The sequence below is a fragment of the Oryzicola mucosus genome, from assembly GCF_014534685.1.
Classification (GTDB): domain Bacteria; phylum Pseudomonadota; class Alphaproteobacteria; order Rhizobiales; family Rhizobiaceae; genus Oryzicola; species Oryzicola mucosus.
In genome coordinates, this window is record NZ_JACVVX010000002.1 from 514,429 (window position 1) to 538,928 (window position 24,500).

Consider the following 24,500-nt stretch of genomic DNA (forward strand, 5'->3'; position numbering starts at 1 on the left):
GTCGATCGACCGCCTTTTCTTTTTGTAAGCCGTAGAGGTTTTCGTCAGTCCAGCGAGACGCCGGCATCCTTGACGATGGGCTCCCATTTGGCCATCTCGGCCTTCACATGCTCGCCAAGTTCCTCCGGCGTCGAGCCGACGATGGTGGCGCTGAAATCGGCCATGCGGGACACGACGGCCGGATCGGCCATGGCCTTCTTGGCGGCCGCGTTGAGACGGGCCACGACCTCCGGAGGCGTGCCTTTCGGCGCAAACAAAGCGTTCCAGGTGTAGGTCTCGTAGCCGCTGACAGTTTCGCCGATCGCCGGCACGTCGGGGAAGGACGGCGCGCGCTCCTTGGTGGTGACACCCAGCGCCTTAAGCGTGCCTGCCTTGATGTGGCTGGACGACGAGGGGAGGTTGTCGAACATGATCGGCACCTGGTTGGCAACCACGTCGTTCAGCGCGGGACCAGCGCCCTTGTAGGGGACGTGCTGCATCTCGACGCCCGCCAGACTTTTGAACAGTTCGCCCGACAGATGCAGCGGCGTGCCGTTGCCGGAGGACGCGTAGCTGTACTGGTCGGGCGATTTTTTCAACAGGTCGATGAGTTCGGCGACGGAGTTGACGGGCAGCTGCGGATTGACCACCAGCACATTGGGTACCACCACAAGCAGCGATACCGGGGAAAAGTCGGTGATTGGATCATAGGGCTTGGTCTTGAGCATCAGCGGGTTGAGGGCATGGGTGGCCACTGTGCCCATCAGGATGGTGTAGCCGTCAGGATCGGCGCGGGCGACACGGTCGGCACCGAGATTGCCGCCGGCACCGCCGACATTCTCGACCACGATCTGCTGGCCGAGATCATCCGACATTTTTTGCGCAATGACACGCGCGACAAGATCGGTCGATCCGCCCGCGGCGAAGGGCACGACGAGGGTAATGGTGTTGGTCGGGAAATCTTGCGCGTTGGCCGATTGTACTCCGGCCAATGCAACACCGGCAGCCAGCGCGAGCGCGCCAAGGGTCGCGCGACGGGTCAGTTTCTTCATGAGCCTAATTTCTCCTCCGAGATGGTGGAGGAGCAGGATGCCTGCCCTATGCCGGTGTGGCAAGCGGAAGTGTTCAGGCGTCTTTTTGCCGTCGCGCCAGCCAAGTGGCGCGGGTAAGCCGGTAGAGGGCGTGGCACTTGAGGTGCGGATGGCTGTCGGGCACGCTGGGATGGTCGAAGAAGCCGTCTTCGACATGCTCCATGCCAAGCCGTTCCATCACCGAGGTCGACCGCGCATTGTTCCACACGGCGAAGGAGACGACCTCTTCTTCGCCCAGCGTCTCGAAGGCATAGTCGAGAAAGGCTTTAGCACCTTCGGTAGCGTAGCCCTTGCCCCAATATTCCGGAGCCAGCCGCCAGCCGATCTCAAGCGTGCCGCGCGGCACGAAGGGCTCGATCTTGGTGCGGTTGATGCCGATGAATCCAATGCATTCGCCGGTTGCGACAAGCTCGGCGGCCATGAAGCCGAAGCCGTTTTCGGCGATGTAGGCGGAGACCGTGTCCATCACTTCGTCGCTTGCGGCACGGTCGCGGCGGACGGCGAAAAACTCCATGATGGCGTCATCGGAGTTGAGCCGATGGAAGAACGGTCGGTCCTGTTCCTGCCAGTTGCGCAAGATCAGGCGTTCGGTGCGAAGAACCGTCATTGTTTGAAATCCTCGAGCCGGTAGCCCTGCAGATAGAGCAGGGCGCTGAGATCGCCATGATCGATGCGAACGCGCGCCAGAGCGGCGACGGCGGGCTTGGCATGGAGCGCCACGCCCATGCCGGCGAGGCGGATCATGTCGAGGTCGTTGGCGCCGTCGCCGACAGCCAAGGCATCGCCCAGGTCTAGCCCGAGCCGGGCGGCTATTTCGGTAAGCGCTGTGGCCTTCGCCTCGCGCCCCAGGATCGGGTCCGTCACCGTGCCGGTCAGGATGCCGTTCTCTTCGCTGAGCCGATTGGCGCGGTGCTCGTCGAAGCCGAACATGGCGCCGATCCGAGCGGTGAAGACGTCGAAGCCGCCGGACACCAGGGCGGTGTAGGCGCCATTGGCTTTCATGGTCTGCACCAGCGCCCGCCCGCCTTTGGCAAGCGTCAGCCGGTTTTCGATGATGCGGTCGACGATGCCGATATCGAGGCCTTTGAGCAGGCTAACGCGCTCGCGAAGCGCGGGCTCGAAGGCGAGTTCGCCATTCATGGCGCGGGCAGTGATCGCGGCGATATGGGCGCCGACGCCGATCTCGTCAGCCAGTTCGTCGATGCATTCCTGGTCGATCATGGTCGAATCCATGTCGGCTATGAGGATTTTCCTGACGCGGTTTCCCGCCTCCTGAACGACGATGTCGAGGGGTTCGCCGGCAAGGGCTCCACGCAGTGCCTGCTCCGCCTCTTCAGCCGAGATGCCGGATGGCAGTTGGAGATCGGCCGCTATATCCGAGGCCAGCCAGGCGATGCCGCTTGCGCCAACCGCCTGGAACGCTTTATCGCCTAGCGACTTGTGCAAAGCCGGCTTGGCGGGATTGGAAATCAGCGTGGCAACCAGGGACATGGCATCTTCCGGACGGGATAGAGGGCGGATCAGGAACGCGATCCTGATAGCTGGGCCGACCGCGAGCGGCAAGTCGGCACTGGCCATGCAACTTGCCGAAAAGCATGACGGCGTGATCGTCAACGCTGATTCCATGCAGGTCTATTCGGTCCTGCGCATTTTGACGGCGCGCCCCTCGGATGCGGAGACCGCTGGTGTGCCGCACCGGCTCTATGGCCACGTCCACCCTGGCGATGTCTATTCGACAGGCGTTTGGCTGCGCGATGTCAACGATCTCGTGGAGGACGGAGTGTTCGAAGGTCATCGGCCGATCTTCGTTGGCGGCACCGGGCTCTACTTTACCGCGCTGACCATGGGTCTGTCTGAGATGCCCGATGTGCCGAGTGACATTCGCGAGCGCTGGCGCTGGCGTCTGAACGAGCAAGGGTCGGCGCGGCTGCACGATATCCTGCTGCGGCTCGACAGCGCTGCTGCGATTGGCTTGCGGGCAAGCGACGGGCAGCGCATCGTCCGTGCGCTGGAGGTTCTGGAGGCGTCGGGCAAGTCGATCCTGTTCTGGCAAAAGCAACGCAGCGAACCGCTGGTGGATTTTACGACCGCCGATGCCGTGGTGGTCGAGCCCGATCGGCAGTGGGTGATCGATCGCATCGAAGCGCGGTTCGACGCGATGATGACGCAAGGTGCCGTGGAAGAGGTGCAGTCGCTGCTTGCATTGCGGTTGCGGCCCGAAGTTCCGGCAATGAAGGCAATTGGGGTGCCTGAGATCACCGCAGCGCTTTCCGGCAACATCACCTTCGAAGAGGCCAAGGTGCTTGCGAAAGCCGCTACGCGGCAGTATTCGAAGCGGCAATCGACCTGGTTCCGCAATCAGTTCGGGCCGGAGTGGCGGCGTATACGTCCCGGCTGATCGCTCAATGTTTCTGCCTGCGTCACCCTCAGGCCGGCCTCCTCACGAGTGCTCCGGAGCGGTCACCACCAGCGAGGTTTGCTCAGACTGGACGATGTTGAGATAACGCTCGTACTGGAAAAGAACATCGGAGATGATCTGCTCCCGTGACATCCCCATGATGTCGTAGCCTTTGCTTCCATCGGAGAAGAAGGTCTTCGCTTCATAGCGCTGGTCCATCTTCACGGCTTCGAAAACCGAGAACGCGGGCAGCTTGTGGCCCTTGCGTTGGACGCCATAGATGAAGTTGCGAAAATCCTCGGCCGGCGCGTTGAGAGAGACGGTTTCGGCTTCCGCGTTGTGTTCCACCGTGGCAGGGCGGCCTCGGCGCGACAGCTCTTCGGCAACGCTCTCGAGAGCCGGCAAGGCCGTCCTCTCGATGAAGCTGTCGATGTCCTTCACCGTCGGTGCGTTGATGATGAGCGCAAGTCTTCGTTGCCAGGTTATACCTGTCGCCGGATGGGCCTGCTTGGCAGGCTGGCCGTGCGCGTTCCCTTGTGCGACATCGGCTTTCATGCCCTTGAAAAGGGCCCAGACGAGAACAAGCAGGACAAATGTGAACGGCAAAGCCGTCGCAATTGTCGCGGACTGCAGCGCTCGGAGCCCTCCGGTCATGAGAAGCACCGCCGCGACGGTGCCTTCAATCGCGCACCAGAAGAGCCGCTGTGCCGCACCCGTGTTGGTCTCGCCGCCCGAGGCAATCGTGTCGACAACGAGTGACCCGGAGTCCGATGAGGTAACGAAAAAGATCGAAACCAGCAGGACCGCCAGCGTGGACGTGACGGCAGGCCATGGGAGATATTGGAAAAACTGGAAAAGCCCGACCGAAATGTCCGCCTGCACGTCTTTGGCAAGCTGTCCTGCGGCGACGGTCTGGTCGAGGAAAATCGCAGTGTTGCCGAAAACGGTCATCCATAGGAACGTGAAGCCAGCCGGGATGAACAGGACGGCGACGACAAACTCGCGGACCGTGCGACCTCGTGAAATACGGGCGATGAACATGCCCACGAAAGGCGACCAGGAAATCCACCAGGCCCAGTAAAACAGCGTCCAATTGTCGACCCAAGGTGTCGGTTCATACGCATAGATATTGAACGTGCGTAGCAGGAGGGTATCCAGATACAGCCCGATGTTCTGAACAAAATCGCGCATCAGCTGCGAGGTCGGGCCGACGGCAAGAACAAAGAGCATGAGCAGCACGGCGACGCCGAGATTGACCTCACTGAGGATACGAACGCCTTTCTCAACGCCGGTCACGACGGAACAGGCGGCAATCGCCGTGATGACGATGATCAGACCAACCTGCATGGTGATGGTCGCTTCGAGACCGAGCAGATACTCAAGTCCGGCGCTGATCTGCAGCACGCCGAAGCCAAGCGAGGTCGCCAGACCGAAGACGGTGCCGCAAATCGCGGCGATATCGACGACATGTCCCCAGAAGCCGTAAATCCGATGTTTAAGCAGCGGATAGAGGCCGGAGCGAATGGTGAGGGGAAGGTTGTAACGGTAACCGAAATAGGCGAGCGAAAGGCCGACGACGGCGTAAATCGCCCAGGCGTGAATGCCCCAGTGGAAGAACGTCACGCTCATCGCTTCGCGCTGCGCAGCGGCGGTCAGCGGATCCGCCGTTGGAGGAACCGCGTAATGCGTCAGCGGTTCGCCGACTGCGAAATACATCAGGCCGATGCCCATTCCCGCGGCGAAAAGCATCGCCATCCAGGAAATATAAGCAAAGTCAGGTTCGGAATCGTCAGGCCCGAGCTTGAGATCGCCGAACCGCCCGGCGGCCAGAATGATGACGGCGAATAAAAAGATGCCGACGGCCAACAGGTAGAGCCAGCCGAAACGCGCCAAAATTTCGGCTTGCAATGTGCCAAAAATGGCTTCCGCCTGTTCCGGGAGCAGCGCGCCAACACCGACAAACAGCGTTATGATGGCGACCGACCCAAAGAAAACCGGCTTATTAATTACGAACGTTGAAAACATATAGTCCCCCAAAACCATGAAGGACATTAGAAATGACTTAAAAACGTATGCTTCAGCCCCTCAACAACAGGAGTAAACTATGAACCGGTCATATGGTTCCAATAAAAGACGTAATGTCCGACGATGTTGCTCTCGGTTTCCGGCGACATGCGTTCATGCGCTGGACGATTGGTGGCTCGTTAGCGCGACCGCGATTATAATCGTGGAAGCCGTTGACAGAAGGCGATTTCCGTCATTATTGTCCCACCCATGAACAAAGCAACCATTCTTGTAGTAGGACTGCGCGTGGGCAAGGCGGTGTAACCGCCGGGCGAAATCCTCCCATGCGCAGAAGACAGGCTCCCTCGGGGGCCTTTTTTATTGCCTGAAAGACCCTTAAACGATCACCAGCCGCCGCCGGGGCGGACATAAGACGGGAAGAGACAAATGAGCAACGGACGTGGCCAGACAGAACGGCGTGAGATGACAGGCGCCGAAATGGTTGTTCAGGCGCTGAAGGACAACGGCGTGAAGCATCTGTTCGGTTACCCCGGCGGTGCCGTTCTTCCCATCTATGACGAGATTTTCCAGCAGGATGCCGTCGAGCATATTCTCGTCCGTCACGAGCAGGGCGCCGGCCACGCAGCGGAAGGCTATGCGCGTGCCACGGGCAAGCCGGGCGTCATGCTGGTGACGTCAGGTCCGGGTGCCACCAATGCGGTGACGCCGCTGCAGGACGCGCTGATGGACTCCATCCCCTTGGTCTGTATCACCGGACAGGTGCCAACGGCGCTGATCGGCTCGGACGCTTTCCAGGAATGCGATACGGTCGGCATCACGCGCCCCTGTACCAAGCACAATTGGCTGGTGAAGGACGTCAACAAGCTGTCGGCAATCATCCATGAGGCGTTCCATGTCGCCACAACGGGCCGTCCCGGTCCGGTGGTCATCGACATCCCCAAGGACGTGCAGTTCGCCAAGGGCATCTATACGCCGCCTCAGACCGCGCCGCGCACCAGCTATCACCCCAATCTCCAAGGCGACATGGAGAAGATCAAGGCCGCGGTCGCGCTGATGGCGTCGGCCAAGAAGCCGATTATCTATTCGGGCGGTGGGGTCATCAATGCGGGGCCGGAAGCGAGCCAGTTGCTGCGTGAGCTGGTTGAACTCACCGGTGCGCCGATCACCTCGACGCTGATGGGGCTGGGCGCCTATCCCGCAAGCGGCAAGAGCTGGCTCGGCATGCTGGGCATGCATGGCAGCTACGAAGCCAATATGGCGATGCACGATTGCGATGTCATGCTGTGCGTTGGCGCGCGGTTCGACGACCGCATCACCGGTCGGCTGGACGCGTTCTCGCCTTACTCCAAGAAGATCCATATCGACATCGATCCGTCGTCGCTGAACAAGAACGTGCCCGTCGACATCCCGATCCAAGGCGATGTCGGCCGCGTTCTGGAGGACATGGTGCGGCTGTGGCGCGCCACTTCCAAGACGGACAAGAAGGTGCTCTATCCGTGGTGGGAGCAGATCGCGAAATGGCGCGCGCGCGACAGCTTCGCGTTCAAAGGCAATGCGGATGTCATCATGCCGCAATATGCCATCCAGCGACTGTATGAGCTCACCAAGGACCGCGACACCTATATCACCACCGAGGTCGGCCAGCACCAGATGTGGGCTGCGCAGCATTACGGGATCGAGAAGCCGAACCGCTGGATGACGTCGGGCGGGCTCGGCACGATGGGCTATGGCCTGCCGGCGGCGCTCGGCGTGCAGATCGCGCATCCCGATGCGCTGGTCATCGATATCGCCGGCGACGCCTCGGTACAGATGACGATGCAGGAGATGTCGACCGCTGTGCAGTATGAGGCGCCGATCAAGATCTTCATCCTCAATAACCAGTATATGGGCATGGTGCGCCAGTGGCAGCAGTTGCTGCATGGCAACCGGCTGTCGCATTCCTACACCGAGGCGATGCCGGACTTCGTCAAGCTGGCGGAAGCCTATGGCGGCCACGGCATTCGCTGCGAAAAGCCGGGTGACCTGGATGCCGCGATCCAGGAAATGATCTCGGTGAAGAAGCCCGTCCTGTTCGATTGCCGTGTTGCCAACCTCGCCAACTGCTTCCCGATGATCCCCTCGGGCAAGGCGCATAACGAAATGCTGTTGCCCGACGAGGCAACCGACGAGGCCGTTGCGAACGCCATCGACGCCAAGGGCAGGGAGCTGGTGTGATCCGATGGACACATATCCGATCACCGTGGTCCAAGATCGCTGCAATGCTCCTGACGAAGCGCTTGAAAATCTAAGGAATTCGCTGACATGAACGCACAGCTACAGCCCACCGGCTCCGCCTATTTCATCGCCAAGGAAACCCAGCTTCCCGAGAGCCATACGCTGTCGGTGCTGGTGGACAACGAGCCGGGCGTCCTTGCCCGCGTGATCGGGCTGTTTTCCGGACGCGGCTACAATATCGAGAGTCTGACCGTGTCGGAGACCGAGCACGAGCAGCATCTGTCGCGCATCACGGTGGTGACGCGGGGCACGCCGCATGTGCTCGAGCAGATCAAGCACCAGCTCGAGCGCATCGTTCCGGTCCATCGCGTGGTCGACCTGACGGTCAAGGCGCAGGAACTCGGCCATGGCACGCCGCTGGAGCGCGAACTGGCGCTGGTCAAGGTCACCGGCACCGGGGACCATCGCGTCGAGGCGCTGCGTTTGGCCGAAGCGTTTCGCGCGAAGGTAATCGACGCCAACACCGAGCATTTCATCTTCGAGATCACTGGCAAGGGCTCCAAACTCGACCAGTTCATCGCCATCATGAAGCCGCTCGGCCTGGTGGAAATCTGCCGCACCGGCGTAGCGGCGATGAATCGCGGCCAGCAAGGGATGTAGCCGATAAAGGCGTTCGGCAGGCGCTGTCCTTACCGACCGTCGGTCGACCGGACAGCAGCGGCGTTCAACCGGGTAGCTTGATGTCTTATGACCTTTTTCTGGCTCTGCTCGCCTATGCCTTTGTGACTTCGATCACACCGGGGCCGAACAATTTCATGCTGCTTGCGTCAGGCGTGAATTTCGGCTTCGTGCGCACCATTCCGCATATGCTGGGCATCGGTGCGGGCTTTCTGTCGCTATTGCTTGGCGTCGGGCTGGGGCTCGGCGCGCTGCTGACGGCGTTTCCGGCGCTGCATGTGGCGCTGAAAATCGCCGGTGGCGCCTATCTGCTCTATCTCGCCTGGCGCATCGGCATGTCGCGCAGCTTGGGCAAGCATGGTGAGACCAAAGCTCGGCCGATGACATTCCTGGAGGCCGCCTCCTTCCAATGGGTCAACCCAAAAGCCTGGGTGATGGCTGTGACCGCCATGGCCGTCTACACCAGCCCCGAAGCGCCGTTCCTGTCGGTGCTGATCATCTCCATCGCGTTTGCGCTGGTCAACCTGCCGAGTGTTTCGAGCTGGGCCGGTTTTGGCGTCGTGCTTCGCGGCTTCCTGTCGGACCCGGTGCGACTGAAATGGTTCAACATCGCCATGGGCCTGCTTCTCGCGGCAACCTTGTGGCCCATGCTGCGCTGAGCGGTGGATGTATGATCCGTGTTGCGGGCTTCGCCGCCTGCGCTTAGGCTACGATCATGACCCACGATCACGACCACGATCATCACGACAACGATCTCGACCCGATGGCGGCGCGGGTGCGTGCGCTGGAGACGATCCTGACCCGCAAAGGTCTGGTCGATGCGGCGGCGATCGACGCCATTGTCGAGACTTACGAAACCAAGGTGGGACCGCGCAACGGCGCCCATGTAGTCGTCAAGGCCTGGAGCGACCCGGCCTTCGCCGATTGGCTGCGTCGGGACGCCACCGCTGCAATCGCCTCTCTGGGCTATGCCGGCCGGCAGGGCGAGCATATGCAGGCGGTGTTCAACACTGCAGAAACGCATAACCTCGTCGTCTGCACCCTGTGCTCCTGCTATCCATGGTCTGTGCTCGGGTTGCCGCCGGTGTGGTACAAGGCGCCGCCCTATCGCAGCCGTGCGGTGCTCGATCCGCGCGGCGTGCTGGCCGAGTTCGGTTTGGTCCTGCCGGAGGGACAAAAGGTCCGGGTTTGGGATTCGACCGCTGAACTGCGCTATCTCGTCATTCCCATGCAGCCGGAAGGCACGGAAGGCTGGAGCGAAGACCGCCTCGCGAAGCTTGTATCGCGCGACAGCATGATCGGCACGGCGGTGGCGCTTGCGCCGGAGGCCGCATGAACGGGCCGCAGGATCTCGGCGGGCAGATGGGATTCGGCCCTATCGCGCCCGAGGCGGATGAGCCGCTGTTTCATGCCGAATGGGAAAAGCGTGCGCTGGGGCTGACGCTGGCGGCGGGCGCGATGGGTCATTGGAACATCGACGAAAGTCGGCACGCGCGGGAATGCTTGCATCCGGCCGACTACTATTCATCCACCTATTACGAAATCTGGACCAAAGCGCTGGAGGCGTTGCTGAAACGGCACGGCTTCGTCAGCGATGCCGATCTGGCCGCGGGCGACGCGGTTGACGGAGCGGTTACGCCGAAGCGGGTCTTGAAGCCGGAGCAGGTAGCCGGGATGCTGCAACGCGGCAGTCCCTATGACAGGCCAATCGCCAGTGCCCCGCTTTTCCATGCCGGACACAAGGTGCGCACCAGGAATTTCCACCCGACCGGCCACACCCGCCTGCCGCGCTATGCCCGAGGCAAGGTGGGTACCGTTGAGGCCGTGCGCGGCGGGTTTGTGTTTCCCGACAGCCATGCCCACGGTCAGGGTGAGAACCCACAATGGATCTATACGGTGGTGTTCACTGGATCTGAATTGTGGGGAGAGGGCGCCGATCCGACCTTGCTCGTCTCCATCGACGCCTGGGAGAGCTACCTTGTCCCCGTCTGAGACAGCGGCGCTCGCCGGCACGCGCGACGAGGCGGTCTTTTCCGAGCCTTGGCAGGCGGAAGCCTTCGCGCTTGTCGTGGCGCTCAATGAGCGCGGCGTCTTTTCCTGGACGGAATGGGCCGATGCGCTGTCGGCTCAGGTTCGGCAAACCAATGCGGCGGCCGATGGCAGCGACTATTACGAGCGCTGGCTCGCCGCACTTGAAGCACTGCTGGTGCGCAAGGGTTTTATCGAACAGGCCGATGTCGAGGCGCTGACAGCGGCATGGCATCGAGCCGCGCACGCAACGCCCCACGGCCAGCCTATTTTGCTCGAAAACGATCCGATGCATCCGGAAAGCACGGTATAAGCCTTTCCCGCGCCGCCTGAGGTTCACAGGGGGCACCGAATCTGCTTTGTCGCGAAGATGCAATTCTCACCACAACAGGATGACGCGCTGCAGGCCGTCGCGCGATGGCTCAAGGGTGGAAAGCCGCAGGTGTTCCGGCTGTTCGGCTATGCCGGAACCGGCAAGACGACGTTGGCGCGCTATTTTGCCGAGAATGTCGACGGACAGGTGCAGTTCGGCGCCTTCACCGGCAAGGCGGCGCAGGTGTTGCGCTCGAAGGGCGCAACCAACGCACGCACGATCCACTCGTTGATCTATCGTCCGCGCGGCGAAGAGGCAGTCGAGAACGAGACCACCGGCAAGACGTCGATGTCGCCGACCTTTGCCATCAACCGCCAGAGCCCCATCGCCCGTGCCAAGCTTGTGGTCATCGACGAATGCTCGATGGTGGACGAGGCCCTGGGCCGGGACCTGCTGTCGTTCGGCACGCCGATCCTGGTCTTGGGCGATCCCGCGCAGTTGCCGCCGATTTCGGGCGGCGGTTTCTTCACCGAGCACGACCCCGACTTTTTGCTGACCGAAATCCACCGGCAGGCGCGCGACAACCCGATCCTGCGGCTGGCGCTGGATGTGCGCGAGGGGCGCGAGTTCATGCGGGGCGATTATGGCACCGCGCAGGTGATCGGCAAGGAGGACGTCAACCAGGATCTGGTTCTCGCCGCCGATCAGGTGCTCGTCGGGACCAACCGGACGCGCAAGCGCTACAACGCGCGGCTGCGTGAGTTGAAGGGTTTTTCGGCGACCTACCCGCGGGCCGGCGACAAGCTGGTCTGTCTGCGTAACGATCCCGCCAAGGGCCTTTTGAACGGTTCGCTTTGGAAGGTCATGACCTCATCACGCGAAACCGTGAAGCCCGGCATCAACCTTCTCGTCTCACCCGAGGAGGACGATCCCGAGCGGGGTGTGGCCAAGATCAAACTGCTCAAGGCGGCGTTCGAAGAGCCGGACAGCGAAATTCCGTGGCAGACCAAGAAGCGCTATGACGATTTCGACTATGGCTATGCGCTGACCGTACACAAGGCACAGGGCTCGCAGTGGGACAATGTCGTTTTGTTCGACGAAAGCTACGCCTTCAAGGAAACGCGCCAGCGCTGGCTTTACACAGCCATCACGCGCGCGGCGAAGCAACTGACCGTCGTGCGCTGATCACTCCGCCGGCAGGGGCGTGGCACCGATCCATTCCCAGGCCTCGGCCTCATGGTCATAGTCAAAATTGCGGCGCTCTTCCGCCTTGAACGGCCCGAAGGTCGTCATGGCCGTTCGGATCAGCCCCGGTCCGCCGACGAAGGCGAATTTGCGCGCGGGCTTCTGCGCTTCCCCGTCTTCCATGAAGATCGCCGACCAGTCGATGCCTTCGTAGTCGGTGACGCGAACGAGAATATCGATGGTCTCATGCATCATGGCGACCGCGTCGATGAGCCCATAGGCGTTTTCGATGTCGCCATCTGAGACATGGCCGACGATCTCCAGCGCACAAACATCCCCGCGGTCGGTTTCGATGCGACGGATGGCGGGTATCGGGTCGATGGGATTCAACAGCGCGTCCTTTCGCTTAACAAAATCAAGTTCTTGAAAACACATCAAGACCGGTTTGCGTTCCCGACGCAGGCCTGAACGCGTGTCTCGGTCTCTGGCGATTGCGGTTCCCGAGAGTGCAAGAGACGTGCTAAAGGCGCTGGCGTCAATGAGGATTGGTCCCAGGAGCGCACAATGTCCGCCAAGCTTTCGGTCAACCTGAACGCGATCGCCATGTTGCGAAACCGGCGCGACCTGCCATGGCCCAGCGTCACCGGCTTCGGACGCATCGCGCTCGCCGCCGGCGCGCACGGGCTGACGGTGCATCCGCGCCCTGACGAACGGCATGTGCGGTTCTCCGACCTCCCCGATCTGCGTGCCCTGATCGACGACGAGTTTCCGCAGGCAGAGTTCAACATCGAAGGCTATCCGAGCGAGGATTTTCTGCAATTGGTTGAAAAAAATCAGCCGGAGCAGGTCACGCTTGTACCTGACGATCCCTCGCAGAACACTTCCGACCATGGCTGGAACTTCGCCGATCACGCGGCGTTTCTGACGGCAATCGTCAAACGGTTGAAAAGAAGCGGGGTTCGCGTGTCGTTGTTTTCGGATTCGGACCCCGCTGGAATTGCCTCAGCTAAAGCGACGGGCGCCGACCGCATAGAACTCTATACTGGCCCTTATGGCGGCTGCCATTCCGATTCCGGAAAAGCTGTCAAGGAGTTGGAAAAGCTTGCGAAAACAGCCGATGCCGCGCGTGCTCTCGGCCTTGGAGTCAATGCTGGGCACGACCTGACCGTGGACAATCTGCCGGCATTGGTCCGAGCCATTCCCGATCTCGCAGAGGTGTCCATCGGCCACTGCCTGACAGCGGATGCCTTGGAGTATGGAATGGCTACATCCGTGCAGCGTTATCTCCACGCTTGCAGACAGAATTGAGTGTTCGGGTGCGACGCTTATGGGAAGGCGCACCGGGTCGAAGGACCGGCATAATGGTCTCAGGCTAAAACAGCTGTTGCTTTTGCGGTGCAGCAAGAGTAGAGCCCCGCGGCTTCATCGGAGTTCTCTTCATGGCCCATGCCACTGCTGGTAGTGAGGCGGAAACACCAGAACGAGCCGTCCATCCCGCGGCCCACTCTCCCAACATCAAGGCGCTGGTTCTCGCCGCTCTCGGCGTGGTGTTCGGCGATATCGGCACCAGTCCGATCTACGCCTTCCGCGAAGCGCTGGTCGCAGCGTCCTCCGGCGGCAATGTGGCCTCGCGCGGGGATATTCTCGGCGTATTGTCGCTCATCATCTGGGCGCTGACGATCATCGTCACCGTCAAATACGTGCTGTTCGTGTTGCGCGCGGACAATCGCGGCGAGGGCGGTACGCTGTCTTTGATGGCGCTGGCGCGCGGTAGCTACAAAAGCCGACCAGCGGTCATCCTGGCCCTCGGCATGGTGGGTGCCGCGCTGTTTTACGGCGATGCGGTGATTACGCCTGCCATCTCCGTCCTGTCGGCAGTCGAGGGTATGAATGTCGTCACGCCGACCTTCGAGCCCTATGTCGTGCCGTTGACCCTCGTCATCCTGGCTGTGGTGTTTTCGGTCCAGCGGTTCGGCACGCAGGGCGTAGCGCTGGTCTTCGGGCCGGTTACCGCCGTATGGTTCCTGGCGATCGGCTATTCCGGGCTGACCCATATCTTCGACGATCCCGAAATCCTTCTTGCGATCAACCCGGTCTACATCTTCCAGTTTCTCTACAACCAGCCCGAAGTCTCCTTCGTCACCATTGGCGCCATTTTCCTGGCGGTGACGGGTGCGGAAGCGCTCTACGCCGATCTCGGGCATTTCGGCCGCCGTCCCATCGTCATCGCGTGGCTGGCCATCGTTTTCCCATGCCTTCTTATCAACTATGTCGGCCAGGGTGCGTTCGTGCTGTCGCATGGTGGCGCGGTCGGGCATCCGTTCTTCGAGATGAACGAAGGCTGGATGCTGGTGCCCATGGTGGTCCTAGCCACCGCCGCCACGGTGATCGCCAGTCAGGCCGTCATCACCGGGGCGTTTTCGCTGACACGGCAGGCTGTGCAACTGAACATCCTGCCCCGGCTGCAGATCCTGCACACATCGGAAACGCAGTCGGGCCAGATCTATATGCCGCGCGTCAACATGCTTCTCGCTGTCGTGGTGATGCTTCTGGTGGTCGGCTTCGAGGATTCGAGCGACCTGGCCGCCGCTTACGGCATTTCCGTTACCGGCAACATGCTGATGACGACGCTGCTTCTCTTCGTCGTCATGAAGCGCATCTGGAAATGGCCGACCGCCGTCACCGTAGGCCTAGTGACTGTGTTCGGCTTCATCGACATCAGCTTCTTCTCCGCCAACGCCGTCAAAGTGCTTGAGGGCGGCTGGGCCTCGCTCGCTGTGGCGTTCACGATCCTGCTCATCATGTGGACATGGGTGCGCGGCAGCCGGCATTTGTTCGAAAAAACGCGCCGCAACGAGGTTCCGCTCGACCTGATCGCCGGGCAACTGGCGAAAAAGCCGCCGCAGATCGTCGCCGGAACCGCCGTGTTCCTGACCAGCGATCCGCAAAGCGCGCCGACCGCAATGATGCACAGCCTCAAGCACTATAAGGTGTTGCACGAGCATAATGTCGTCCTATCGGTCGTGACGGCGTCCGAGCCCATCGTGCCGGACTCCGAGCGGGTCAAGATGGAGGAAATCAATCCGTATTTCCGCCGCGTGACCCTGACCTTCGGCTATATGGAACAGCCCAACATCCCCAAGGCTCTGGCGATCTGCCGGAAGCAGGGCTGGAAGTTCGATATCATGACCACGTCGTTCTTCCTGTCGCGTCGTTCCCTGAAGGCTTCGCCCAACTCGAACATGCCGCTGTGGCAGCGCCGGATGTACATCACGCTGGCGCGCTCCGCCTCTGACGCCACCGAGTATTTCCAGATTCCGACCGGCCGTGTGGTCGAGATCGGTACGCAGGTCGGGATTTGATCGGTTCAAAATTCTTCCTTCTGATCGTTGGACGAGCTAGCAAGGCCGATCAGTAAGGGATTGGGATGCAACGACTCGACATCGCGATTGCCGGGGCAGGGCCGGCGGGTCTTGCGGCTGCGTTGTACCTGCACCGCGCCGGCCACAAGGTGACGGTGTTCGAGCGCTTCGAACAGGCCGCGCCGTTGGGGTCAGGGCTGATACTGCAACCCACCGGCCTCACAGTCCTGGCCGATCTTGGTCTTTATGACAGCATTGCCGCGCTCGGCAGCCGCATCGATCGGCTGCATGGTGCTGATGCCACAACCGGCCGCACCGTGCTCGACGTGCGCTACAGCGCGCAGGCCAAGGGCCGGCATGGTATCGCCGTCCACCGCGCCGCTCTGTTTGACGTTCTACACGAAGCCGTTGTCGCCGATGGCATCGCGGTGGAAACCGGTCGCGCGGCAGAGGCCGTTTTGACCGGCAGTCCGAGTGTCCTGCTCGATTCGAACGGCCGATCCATGGGCGCCTTCGATCTGGTTGTCGATGCCACAGGCAGCCGGTCGAAGCTGCGGCGTGTGCTGGCCGGAGATGCGGTCGAGCAGAAGCCTTTGCCCTATGGCGCGTTCTGGGCGTCGCTTGCGTGGCATGGCGAAGGCTTCGACCAACACGCGCTGGTGCAGCGCTATCGGCGCGCCAGCGTCATGATCGGCGTACTTCCCATCGGCAGGCCGCGACCGGGTGCGGCGCCGATGGCGGCGTTCTTCTGGAGCATCAAGCCGGAAGACGTTGAACGCTTGCGTCAGGCAGGAATAGAGGCCTGGAAGGACCGCGTGGTCTCGCTGTGGCCGGAATGCTCGGCCTATGTGTCGCAGATCGACAGCTTCGACGACATGACGCTGGCGCGCTATGGCCACCACACTCTGCGCCTGCCCGTGGCGCAGGGCTTTGCAGTGATCGGCGATGCCGCGCATTCGACCAGTCCGCAACTGGGGCAGGGCGCGAATATGGCGCTGCTGGATGCGGCGGCGCTCGCCCATGCGCTGAGGCACCACGCCGATCTTGCTGCCGCGCTGGATAGATATGCCCGTTCGCGCCGATGGCATCTGCGGGTGTTCCAGGCGCTGTCTTATGCCTTTACGCCGTTTTACCAGTCAGATTCAGTGGCGCTCCCCTTGCTGCGTGACAGGCTGGTGGCGACCGTCGCGCGTATTCCGCCTGCGCCGCAGTTTCTTGCCTCGATGGTCGCGGGCACAGTGGTCGATCCGTTTTCCCCAATCGGTCTGAAGGAAAGAGACTGGTGGGCGGATAAATTTCAGGAAATTCCCAGCTAGCCCTTGTGCGCGAAATCGGTTTGCGCGATAAGCCCGAACCGTAACGTACGGTACTGCCAATAGAAGCAGGCCGCCCAACACTTCGTTCGTCGGGATGATGCAGCAAAACGCTCCAAAAGGCATGGCGGAAGAACCGACGGCGCGTCAGCAGGACGTGCTGAACAGCGTTCTGCGCCTTCTCGTGGAAGAGGGCGAGAAGCTCACGATGACGGCTGTGGCGCGCCGCGCCAATTGCTCCAAGGAAACGCTCTACAAATGGTTTGGCGACCGCGACGGGCTGCTTGCCGAAACCGTCCGCTTCCAGGCGTCCAGCGTTCGCGCGCGCACCTATGACCGCCAGCATCTCGATGCAGGCTCGTTGCGCGACAGTCTTGAGAGCTTCGGCGCCAACTGGCTGCGGGTGATCTCGAGCGAGACATCGATCGCGCTTAACCGGGTTGCGGTGGCGCATGCGCTGTCGGGCCGCAGCAATCTCGGCTCCATCGTCTTGGCCAACGGCCGTTTTGCCATTGGCGACCGGCTTAAGCCGCTTCTGGAGGCCGGCCGCGAGCTGGGCCTTCTCGACTTCGACGATGTCGAAGCGGCATTCCGCACATTCTTCGGCCTGATGGGCCGCGACGTTCAGATCCGGTTGCTGCTTGGCGACCGGCTGGAGATGACTGAGGCCGAGATCGCGGGCGATGCCGCGCGGGCGACGCAGCAGTTTCTGGCTCTCTACGGAGCAAAACACCCGCCGGCGTCCGCCGGAACCTGACAACGAAGCGAGGGAAGGAACCCCAATATGCGTGTTTATTACGATCGTGATGCCGATCTCAACCTGATCAAGGGCAAGAAGGTCGCCATCATCGGCTACGGCTCCCAGGGCCGCGCCCATGCGCTGAACCTCAAGGATTCCGGCGCCAAGGAACTCGCCGTCGGCCTGAAGCCCGGCTCGGCGACCGCAAAGAAGGTCGAGGCCGACGGTCTCAAGGTCATGACGGTGGCGGAAGCGGCCAAGTGGGCCGACCTGATGATGATGGCTACGCCGGACGAACTGCAGGCAGACATCTATCGCGACGAAATCGCTCCGAACATCCGTGACGGCGCTGCCATTGCCTTCGCCCACGGCCTCAACGTGCATTTCGGCCTGATCGAGCCGAAGAAGACCGTCGACGTTCTGATGGTCGCTCCGAAAGGCCCAGGCCACACCGTGCGCGGCGAATATCAGAAGGGCGGCGGCGTGCCGTGCCTGGTCGCCGTTCACCAGGACGCTTCGGGCAACGCGCTCGACCTCGGCCTGTCCTACGCCTGCGGCGTCGGCGGCGGCCGTTCGGGCATCATCGAGACCAACTTCAAGGAAGAGTGCGAAACCGATCTGTTCGGCGAGCAGGTCGTTCTCTGCGGCGGTCTGGTCGAACTGATCCGCGCCGGCTTCGAGACGCTGGTCGAGGGCGGTTACGCCCCCGAAATGGCCTATTTCGAGTGCCTGCACGAAGTAAAGCTGATCGTCGACCTGATCTATGAAGGCGGCATCGCCAACATGAACTACTCGATCTCCAACACTGCCGAGTGGGGCGAATACGTCACCGGCCCGCGCATCATCACCGAGGAGACCAAGGCCGAGATGAAGCGCGTCCTCAAGGACATCCAGACCGGTAAGTTCACCTCCGACTGGATGCAGGAATACCGTTCGGGCGCTGCCCGCTTCAAGGGTATCCGCCGCAACAACGACAGCCACCAGATCGAGGAAGTCGGCGCCAAGCTGCGCGCGATGATGCCCTGGATCGCCAAGAATCAGCTGGTCGATAAGACCAAGAACTAAAAAAATCGTATTGACGCTGCCCCGGCGGCCGATTGGTCGTGGCTACCTGCGCTTCCGGTGCTGACGTACCCAGTGTACGCTCTGCTCCGGTTCCCGGCAGCCAGCCCACTCGGCTTACCGGGACGTGTCGCCACCGGCTTTTTCGTCAGTGGCAGCTCTATTTGGCAACGCCATCGGACATGACATAAAAAAAGCCGGCGGAGCGATCCGCCGGCTTTTTTATGTCGCGATGCGCCAATCAGCTGAATGGCGACCAGCACTGCTGGCGCGGACCGCCATAGGGCTGGAAGCTGTTGTCCCATGCCCGATACGACCGGTAGCGGTTGTAGCACCAGTTCACATGCGCCTGGGACAGGCGTGCGCGATAGACCGGGCGCGGCGCTACGTAGCGCGGCGGCTCGCGATAGACCGGGCCGCCGAACTGGAAATAGATGCCCGGGCCGCCGCCATAATGGCGCGGCGGGGGCGGCCGGTGCCAGCGGCGCCAGTCGTCATGACGGCCGCGGTCCCGATCCCAGCGCGGTCCGTCGCGATCCCTGTCCCGGCCCCAACGCGGTCCGTCCCGGTCACGATCCCAGCCACGTCCCTGACCGTCGCGGCGGCAGTTGTCGCCGGGTCGGCAGTTCCATTGGATTTGCTGCACGGCGCTGCCGGCTTTCGCCTCTGTCGCTGGGCTGGTTGCAATGCCGGCGGGGGCTGCCAAAGCCGGCGCGACAAAACCGGCCGCGAGGCCCGCGGCTACAAGGCCCGATCTTGCAAGTTGGTAGAGTTTGAACGACATCATCGTCTCCAGTTCTCAAACTTCAGCCCCACGCCGGCTTCGTTCGAAGGTGGGCTGACTATCTGCCAGTGTGGCTGAACGGGCGATGAACGCGCCGGGCGCTCTTGTATTCCCCGCAATCTCTAGGCAAAGCTCGCGCCCATGTCGTTTCGCATCGCCACCTTCAATGTCGAGAACCTGATGAACAGGTTCGATTTTTCCGGCTATCGCAACCAGCTCAACCAGGATCGAACGCTTGCGCTGTTCGAGATCCAGAGCGAGGCGGATTACCGGCTGCTGGAGCAGGCGCGCACCATTGCGCATGCCGACGACATGCGCCAGATGAGTGCTTTGGCCATCGCCGATACCCGCGCCGACATTATCTGCCTGCAGGAAGTCGACAATATCGGCGCGCTGAGGGCGTTCGAGTATGGCTATCTGTTCAAGATGATCGGCCAGGGCTACCAGCAGAAATACACGACGTCAGGCAATGACAGCCGCGGCATCGACGTGGCGGTGATGATGCGGGCCGAAACCCGGGACGGCCAGCCCATCGAATTCATCCGCATGACCAGCCACGCGCATCTGACCTACGAGCAATTGGGCCTGCATACGCCGGAATTGGCGGCGCTCAACGAACTGCCCAGCGAGCGAATCTTTCGGCGCGACTGCCTGGAGATCGACGTGAAGATCGGCGGACAGCCGCTGACGATCTATTCGGTGCATTTGAAGTCGATGGGGTCGCCGCGCAACGGCATGAACGGCCGCGACGCGACGATGCCAGTGCGCGAGGCGGAAGCCAAGGCCATCCGCCACATCATCGAAGAGCGGTTCGGCAAGGACTACGCGGGCGCCAAACGCTGGGTCATATGCGGCGATTTCAACGACTATCGCCAGCGTATCGTCATCACCGGCGACAGCTATGACGGCTACGGCTTCGAAGCGGTCGACGAAGCGCGTTCGTGCCTCGACCTGCTCTTGTCTGACGGGTTCGCGATCAATGCCGTCGAGCGCCGGCCTGAGATGGATCGCTGGACGCTCTACCACACGCGCGGCCCGGAGGAGCGGCATCTGTGCCAGCTCGACTACATCCTGTTGTCGCCGGCACTGGCGCGCGGCAATGCCCAAGCGGTTCCCGACATCATCCGTCGCGGGCAGCCTTATCGCACGGTCTTCCCGCAGGGGCAGGAGGTCGAACGCTATCCGCGCGTCGGCTGGGACCGGCCGAAGGCGTCGGACCATTGCCCTGTCGCGATCTCGCTCAATCTGGTGTGACACCCATGGCCTTCGATCTCCCCCGCGATGTCATTTTGCCGGTCGATGCGGTCGACGTGCGCCTGGTGAAGGAGCCGCATCCGTTCGAGCTGGAAAATGCAGAGGCCATAGCCTTGAATTGGGCGGGTGAGATTGCCGCGCGACCTGCTTTGTTCGACGGGCGCGTGGTGCTGTTGTCGTCGCTCGGCTATGCCGGACGCGTACTGACCGGCATCTGCCATGAGATCGGCTTCTCGACCTTCCTCTACTGGCGCAAGCTCAAGCCGGTCCCCAGCGCCGAGCATGCCTTTGCACACGGCATGCTGATCTCCTCCGACAATGCGCTGATAGCGATCCGCATGGGTCCGCAGACCGCCAATGCGGGGAAGGTCTATTTCGCTGCGGGCTCCTTCGAGCCGGAGGATTTCAGCGCCGACGGGCAGGTCATGCTGGACTACAACATGGCCCGCGAAGTCGGCGAGGAGACCGGACTGGACCTGGCCGAGGCCAAGCGGGCCGAGGGCCTGCAGGTGCTTTCCACCTTGGGCGGGACGGTGATCGTGCGCTGCTACCGGCTTCCGGAGGCAGCCGATGCGATTGCCGCCAGAATCCGGGATTTTGTTGCGCGCGATCCCGATCCGGAGATCGTCGGCCCCGTCATCATCCGCGGCAAGGACGACCTGCCCGAGGGCCTGATGCCGCATATGCTGCCGCTGGTGAGATGGCATTTCGAGGGGGCAGGGGAGTGAGCTGCCTTACTATTCGTGCCGCAACGCCTCGATGGGGTCGAGCCGCGCACCGCGCAGGGCTGGAAAAAATCCGAACACCATGCCGATCAGCGCCGAGAAGCCGACGGCCATGAGCACCACGGCAAGGCTGGGCGCAAACGGGATCGACAAGGCTAGCGACGCGGCACCGGCGAGCGCGAGCCCGATGGCGATGCCAATCAGCCCTCCGAGCACCGACAATACGGTGGCTTCCACCAGGAACTGAATGAGGATGTGCTTTTCATGCGCGCCGATGGCGAGCCGGATGCCGATCTCGCGCGTGCGTTCGGTCACCGAGACCAGCATGATGTTCATGATCCCGATGCCGCCGACCAGCAGGCTGACGCCGGCGACGGCGCTCAGCATGCCGGTCATGGTGCTGGTGGCGCTGGCCATGGCGTCGGCGATCTGCGTCATGTCGCGGACGTTGAAATCATCTTCCTTGTCGGCGGTGATGCGGCGCGTGTCGCGGATGATGTCCTCGATGCGGGTCTGAAGTTCCGACGTCGGCGTGGCATCGTCAGCCGCGACATAGATGGTCTCGATGTTACGGTTGCCGGCGATGCGGCGCTGGAAGGTCGTCAGCGGCATCATCACGACATTGTCCTGGTCCTGGCCGAAGCCGGTGTAGCCCTTGGGCTCGAGCAGGCCGATAATGTCGCAGCTCATGCGACCGACGCGGATGGTCGACCCCAGCGGGCTCGCCGAGCCAAAGAACTGCTGACGTACCGTTTCGCCGACCAGGCAGACATTGGCGCCGCTGCGGATTTCAGCATCGCTGTAGAGCCTGCCATCGATCACCGCGAGGTTGCGCGCATCGAAATAGCCGGTGTCGGAACCCGTCACCGAGACCGACAGGCTTTCGGTGCCGGAAACGACAGTGACGGTTTTCTGCGAAGCACCGGAAATGGCGCGTGCACCGAGCAGGTGGGCACGCAGCGCGGTTACGTCCTTGTCCTCCAGCGGACGATTGGAGCGGACGGGAGGCTGGCCAGGCGTCGGCGGCCGGCCGGAGCGCACTGTCAGCAGGTTGGAGCCGAGCGCCGAAATGTCGGACCGCACCTTGGCTGTCGTGCCGCTGCCTATGGTCAGCATGGCAATCACCGCCGCGACGCCGATGACGATGCCCAGAAGCGTCAGGAAGGAGCGCAGCACGTTGCGACGGACGGAGCGAAGGGCGAGCCGGATGGTTTCGAGCAGCATCAGGCGGCCTCCGCCCGCAATGTGTCGGAGGCGATCTGCCCGTCGCGGAAGGCGATGGTGCGGCGGGCATAGGCGGCGATGTCTGGCTCGTGCGTGACCATGACGATGGTCAGGCCGTAATCGGCGTTGAGCCGCGTCATCAGTTCCATGATCTCGTGGCTGCGCGCGGTGTCGAGATTGCCGGTCGGCTCGTCGGCGACCAGAAGGGTAGGGCGGGTGACGATGGCGCGTGCAATGGCCACGCGCTGCTGCTGGCCGCCGGACAGTTCGGCCGGTGTGTGATGTTCGCGACCCTCGAGCCCGACTTCGCCCAGCGCCTGCATGGCGAGCTTGCGCCGCTCGCCGCTGGCCATGCCGCGATAGATCAGCGGCAGCTCGACATTTTCCGCAGCCGTTGTCCGCGGCAAAAGGTTGTAGCCCTGGAAGACGAAGCCGATATGCAAATTGCGCAGGATCGCGCGGCGGGTGCGGTCGAGCCGCCCGGCATCGATGCCCAGAAAGCCGTATCGCCCCTTTGTCGGGGCGTCGAGGCAACCGACAATGTTCATCGATGTGGATTTGCCCGAGCCGGAAGGCCCCATGATGGCGACGAAGTCGCCGCGTTCGATGGACATATCGACGCCGGCCAGCGCGTGCACCCGCGCCTCGCCCTCGCCATAGGTCTTCCAGACCTTCTCGAAGCTGATCAGCGGGGCTTCTGCCATCGCGTCAGTTCCGCACCGTGCTGGAGCCGGTGACGATCTGGTCGCCGACCGCGAGGCCGGAGACCACCTCGGTCCTATCGCCATCGCTGACGCCGGTCTTGACGCGGGTGGGGGTCGGCTGGCCGTCCTTCAGGACGAACAGGAGACGCGTGCCGTCCATCGCTGCTTCCGCCCTTCCAGCGTCCGCAGGCCGGGTCGCGCGGCCACCCGGTCCGCCAGGGCCGCGCGAGCGGCCGGTGAACATGCTGAGAAGGTTGAAGCTACCGCCGCGTTCAGCTCGCTCGGTGGTCGGCCTGTAGCGGAAGGCTGCTGTGGGCACGGTGATAACGCCCTTGGCCTCCTTGGTGACGATGGAGACCGTGGCGGTCATGCCGGGACGCAGCAGCAGCTCGTCATTGTCGACATCGAGCTTGGCGTTGTAGGTCACGACATTATCGGTGGTAACCGAGGCATAGGCAATGTCGCGGATTTCGGCTTCGAACTGGCGTTCAGGGAAGGCGTCGACGGTGAACTTCGCCTGCTGGCCTTTCTGCACACCGCCAATATCCGCCTCGTCGATGGCCGCCTTGAGCTCCATTTTGGACAGGTCGGCGGCGAGCACGAACAGAATCGGCGCCTGGGTGGAGGCGGAGACCGTCTGGCCGGGATTCACCGATCGCGTCAGTACGACGCCGTCGATGGGGGCATAGATGGTGCTCTTTTCCAGATTGGCCTGGGCAAGCTTAAGGTCCGCCTCGGCAATCGCCAGGCTGGCCTGCGCCGAGCTGACGGCGGCCTGCGCGCGGTCGCGCACGGCGGTCGCTGCTTCCAGCGCCTGCTGGGTCGCCATGCCACGCCCCGTCAGCGATTCCGTACGGCCGAAACTCTGCTGGCTTTCCGTCAGCGTGATTTTCGTGTCGTCCAGCTTCGCCCGCGCTGCATCGGCGGAGGCTTGTGCGCGCTCGACCTCGGCCGACAGCCGCTCCCGGTCCATTTCGGCAAGGACGTCACCTTTCCGGACCTGCTGGTTCTCTTCCACCGGCACGGAGCGAATAACGCCGGAAAGCTCGGACGAGATATCGACCTGCACCAATGGTTGCAGCGTACCTGTGGAATTCACTTCGACGGTCAGGTCCCCGGTGGCAGCCGGAACGGTGGCGAACTGGATGCGCTCGCCACCGGAGGTGTACCACTGGTAGCCTGCTATGCCGGCAGCACCGAGCGCCAGGACCGCCAGCACCCAAAGCATGCGGCCGCGCAGGCGCTTGGTGCGCCCCTTGCCGTCGAGGCCAAGCTCGGCCTCCAGGTCCGGTACAGGTTCCTTGACGGAACGATTGACAAGCTGATCCAAGCCAAATCCTATCGCAAGCTATGCCAGCCATAGGGCTGGCATAGGTCAGAGATCGCCCTTAAGGGCTCAGAATACAAATTAAATTTCGCTCA

At 62.3% G+C, this 24,500-nt stretch carries 24 protein-coding genes; 15 read left to right on the forward strand and 9 right to left on the reverse strand.

Annotated features, from left to right (window positions below; all coding sequences use genetic code 11):
* Positions 1-44 precede the first annotated feature (44 nt).
* The 3 genes from ICI42_RS08870 to serB form a co-directional block, all read right to left on the reverse strand.
* On the reverse strand, positions 45-1,031 hold the full coding sequence (locus ICI42_RS08870) for a Bug family tripartite tricarboxylate transporter substrate binding protein (RefSeq protein ID WP_188164187.1): 987 nt from the start codon (positions 1,029-1,031) through the stop codon (positions 45-47).
* Positions 1,032-1,104: 73 nt separating this feature from the next.
* Entirely contained in the window at positions 1,105-1,677 is a 573-nt protein-coding gene (locus ICI42_RS08875) for a GNAT family N-acetyltransferase (RefSeq protein ID WP_188164188.1), read from the reverse strand.
* Positions 1,674-2,561, reverse strand: a complete 888-nt coding sequence (gene serB, locus ICI42_RS08880) for a phosphoserine phosphatase SerB (protein WP_188164189.1) — start codon at positions 2,559-2,561, stop codon at positions 1,674-1,676. Before serB ends, ICI42_RS08875 begins: the two co-directional genes overlap by 4 nt.
* Here serB and miaA point away from each other — a divergent pair.
* Positions 2,560-3,468, forward strand: coding sequence for a tRNA (adenosine(37)-N6)-dimethylallyltransferase MiaA (miaA, locus tag ICI42_RS08885; RefSeq protein ID WP_188164472.1), 909 nt, complete (start codon positions 2,560-2,562; stop codon positions 3,466-3,468). The two genes, serB and miaA, sit on opposite strands and share 2 nt — an antisense overlap.
* A 42-nt stretch (positions 3,469-3,510) precedes the next feature.
* Here the strand turns inward: miaA and ICI42_RS08890 are convergent, their stop codons facing one another.
* Entirely contained in the window at positions 3,511-5,493 is a 1,983-nt protein-coding gene (locus ICI42_RS08890; RefSeq protein ID WP_188164190.1) for a BCCT family transporter, read from the reverse strand.
* A 426-nt stretch (positions 5,494-5,919) separates the two neighbouring features.
* Between ICI42_RS08890 and ICI42_RS08895 the strand changes: the two genes are divergently transcribed.
* The 7 genes from ICI42_RS08895 to ICI42_RS08925 all read left to right on the forward strand — a co-directional run bounded on the left by ICI42_RS08895 (position 5,920) and on the right by ICI42_RS08925 (position 11,911).
* Positions 5,920-7,707 (forward strand): acetolactate synthase 3 large subunit, encoded by a 1,788-nt coding sequence (locus tag ICI42_RS08895; RefSeq protein WP_188164191.1) that lies wholly within the window; start codon positions 5,920-5,922, stop codon positions 7,705-7,707.
* A gap of 87 nt (positions 7,708-7,794) precedes the next feature.
* Positions 7,795-8,367 carry an acetolactate synthase small subunit gene (ilvN, locus tag ICI42_RS08900; protein WP_188164192.1) on the forward strand — a complete coding sequence of 191 codons (573 nt, stop codon included), beginning with the start codon at positions 7,795-7,797 and terminating at the stop codon, positions 8,365-8,367.
* Between the two features lie 80 nt (positions 8,368-8,447).
* A complete protein-coding gene (locus ICI42_RS08905; RefSeq protein WP_188164193.1) occupies positions 8,448-9,044 on the forward strand; it encodes a LysE family translocator in 597 nt (198 codons plus the stop codon).
* A gap of 56 nt (positions 9,045-9,100) precedes the next feature.
* Positions 9,101-9,721 (forward strand): nitrile hydratase subunit alpha, encoded by a 621-nt coding sequence (gene nthA / locus ICI42_RS08910; protein ID WP_188164194.1) that lies wholly within the window; start codon positions 9,101-9,103, stop codon positions 9,719-9,721.
* On the forward strand, positions 9,718-10,377 hold the full coding sequence (nthB, locus tag ICI42_RS08915) for a nitrile hydratase subunit beta (RefSeq protein ID WP_188164195.1): 660 nt from the start codon (positions 9,718-9,720) through the stop codon (positions 10,375-10,377). Before nthA ends, nthB begins: the two co-directional genes overlap by 4 nt.
* A complete protein-coding gene (locus ICI42_RS08920; protein ID WP_188164196.1) occupies positions 10,364-10,726 on the forward strand; it encodes a nitrile hydratase accessory protein in 363 nt (120 codons plus the stop codon). The genes nthB and ICI42_RS08920 overlap by 14 nt, the downstream gene beginning before the upstream one ends.
* 57 nt (positions 10,727-10,783) lie before the next feature.
* The gene (locus tag ICI42_RS08925; RefSeq protein ID WP_188164197.1) at positions 10,784-11,911 is read left to right on the forward strand and encodes an ATP-dependent DNA helicase; all 1,128 of its coding nucleotides are present in this window, start codon (positions 10,784-10,786) and stop codon (positions 11,909-11,911) included.
* Here ICI42_RS08925 and ICI42_RS08930 read toward each other — a convergent pair whose 3' ends face one another.
* A complete protein-coding gene (locus tag ICI42_RS08930) occupies positions 11,912-12,301 on the reverse strand; it encodes a SpoIIAA family protein (RefSeq protein ID WP_188164198.1) in 390 nt (129 codons plus the stop codon).
* Positions 12,302-12,475: 174 nt separating this feature from the next.
* On the opposite strand from ICI42_RS08930, the gene ICI42_RS08935 reads away from it, so the two are divergent.
* From ICI42_RS08935 to ilvC, 5 genes are all read left to right on the forward strand, one after another.
* Positions 12,476-13,219: a pyridoxine 5'-phosphate synthase gene (locus ICI42_RS08935; RefSeq protein WP_188164199.1), complete on the forward strand. Its 744-nt coding sequence runs from the start codon at positions 12,476-12,478 to the stop codon at positions 13,217-13,219.
* Positions 13,220-13,350: 131 nt separating this feature from the next.
* Positions 13,351-15,273 carry a potassium transporter Kup gene (locus ICI42_RS08940; protein WP_188164200.1) on the forward strand — a complete coding sequence of 641 codons (1,923 nt, stop codon included), beginning with the start codon at positions 13,351-13,353 and terminating at the stop codon, positions 15,271-15,273.
* Between the two features lie 65 nt (positions 15,274-15,338).
* A complete protein-coding gene (locus ICI42_RS08945; protein ID WP_188164201.1) occupies positions 15,339-16,589 on the forward strand; it encodes an FAD-dependent oxidoreductase in 1,251 nt (416 codons plus the stop codon).
* A 94-nt stretch (positions 16,590-16,683) separates the two neighbouring features.
* Positions 16,684-17,343 (forward strand): TetR/AcrR family transcriptional regulator, encoded by a 660-nt coding sequence (locus tag ICI42_RS08950; RefSeq protein ID WP_407945144.1) that lies wholly within the window; start codon positions 16,684-16,686, stop codon positions 17,341-17,343.
* Positions 17,344-17,370: 27 nt separating this feature from the next.
* Positions 17,371-18,390 carry a ketol-acid reductoisomerase gene (gene ilvC, locus ICI42_RS08955; RefSeq protein WP_188164202.1) on the forward strand — a complete coding sequence of 340 codons (1,020 nt, stop codon included), beginning with the start codon at positions 17,371-17,373 and terminating at the stop codon, positions 18,388-18,390.
* Positions 18,391-18,628: 238 nt separating this feature from the next.
* On the opposite strand, the gene ICI42_RS08960 is transcribed toward ilvC, so the two are convergent.
* Positions 18,629-19,171, reverse strand: a complete 543-nt coding sequence (locus tag ICI42_RS08960; RefSeq protein WP_188164203.1) for a BA14K family protein — start codon at positions 19,169-19,171, stop codon at positions 18,629-18,631.
* A gap of 141 nt (positions 19,172-19,312) precedes the next feature.
* Here ICI42_RS08960 and ICI42_RS08965 point away from each other — a divergent pair, with 141 nt between their 5' ends.
* Complete coding sequence (locus tag ICI42_RS08965; protein ID WP_188164204.1) at positions 19,313-20,425, forward strand: endonuclease/exonuclease/phosphatase family protein; 1,113 nt, start codon at positions 19,313-19,315, stop codon at positions 20,423-20,425.
* A 5-nt stretch (positions 20,426-20,430) separates the two neighbouring features.
* Entirely contained in the window at positions 20,431-21,153 is a 723-nt protein-coding gene (locus ICI42_RS08970) for a hypothetical protein (protein WP_188164205.1), read from the forward strand.
* Between the two features lie 9 nt (positions 21,154-21,162).
* Here ICI42_RS08970 and ICI42_RS08975 read toward each other — a convergent pair whose 3' ends face one another.
* The 3 genes from ICI42_RS08975 to ICI42_RS08985 are packed head-to-tail and all read right to left on the reverse strand — an operon-like array spanning position 21,163 to position 24,408.
* Positions 21,163-22,374 (reverse strand): ABC transporter permease, encoded by a 1,212-nt coding sequence (locus ICI42_RS08975; protein ID WP_188164206.1) that lies wholly within the window; start codon positions 22,372-22,374, stop codon positions 21,163-21,165.
* Positions 22,374-23,078: an ABC transporter ATP-binding protein gene (locus ICI42_RS08980; protein ID WP_188164207.1), complete on the reverse strand. Its 705-nt coding sequence runs from the start codon at positions 23,076-23,078 to the stop codon at positions 22,374-22,376. Before ICI42_RS08980 ends, ICI42_RS08975 begins: the two co-directional genes overlap by 1 nt.
* A gap of 4 nt (positions 23,079-23,082) precedes the next feature.
* A complete protein-coding gene (locus ICI42_RS08985; protein WP_230980230.1) occupies positions 23,083-24,408 on the reverse strand; it encodes an efflux RND transporter periplasmic adaptor subunit in 1,326 nt (441 codons plus the stop codon).
* Positions 24,409-24,500 lie beyond the last annotated feature (92 nt).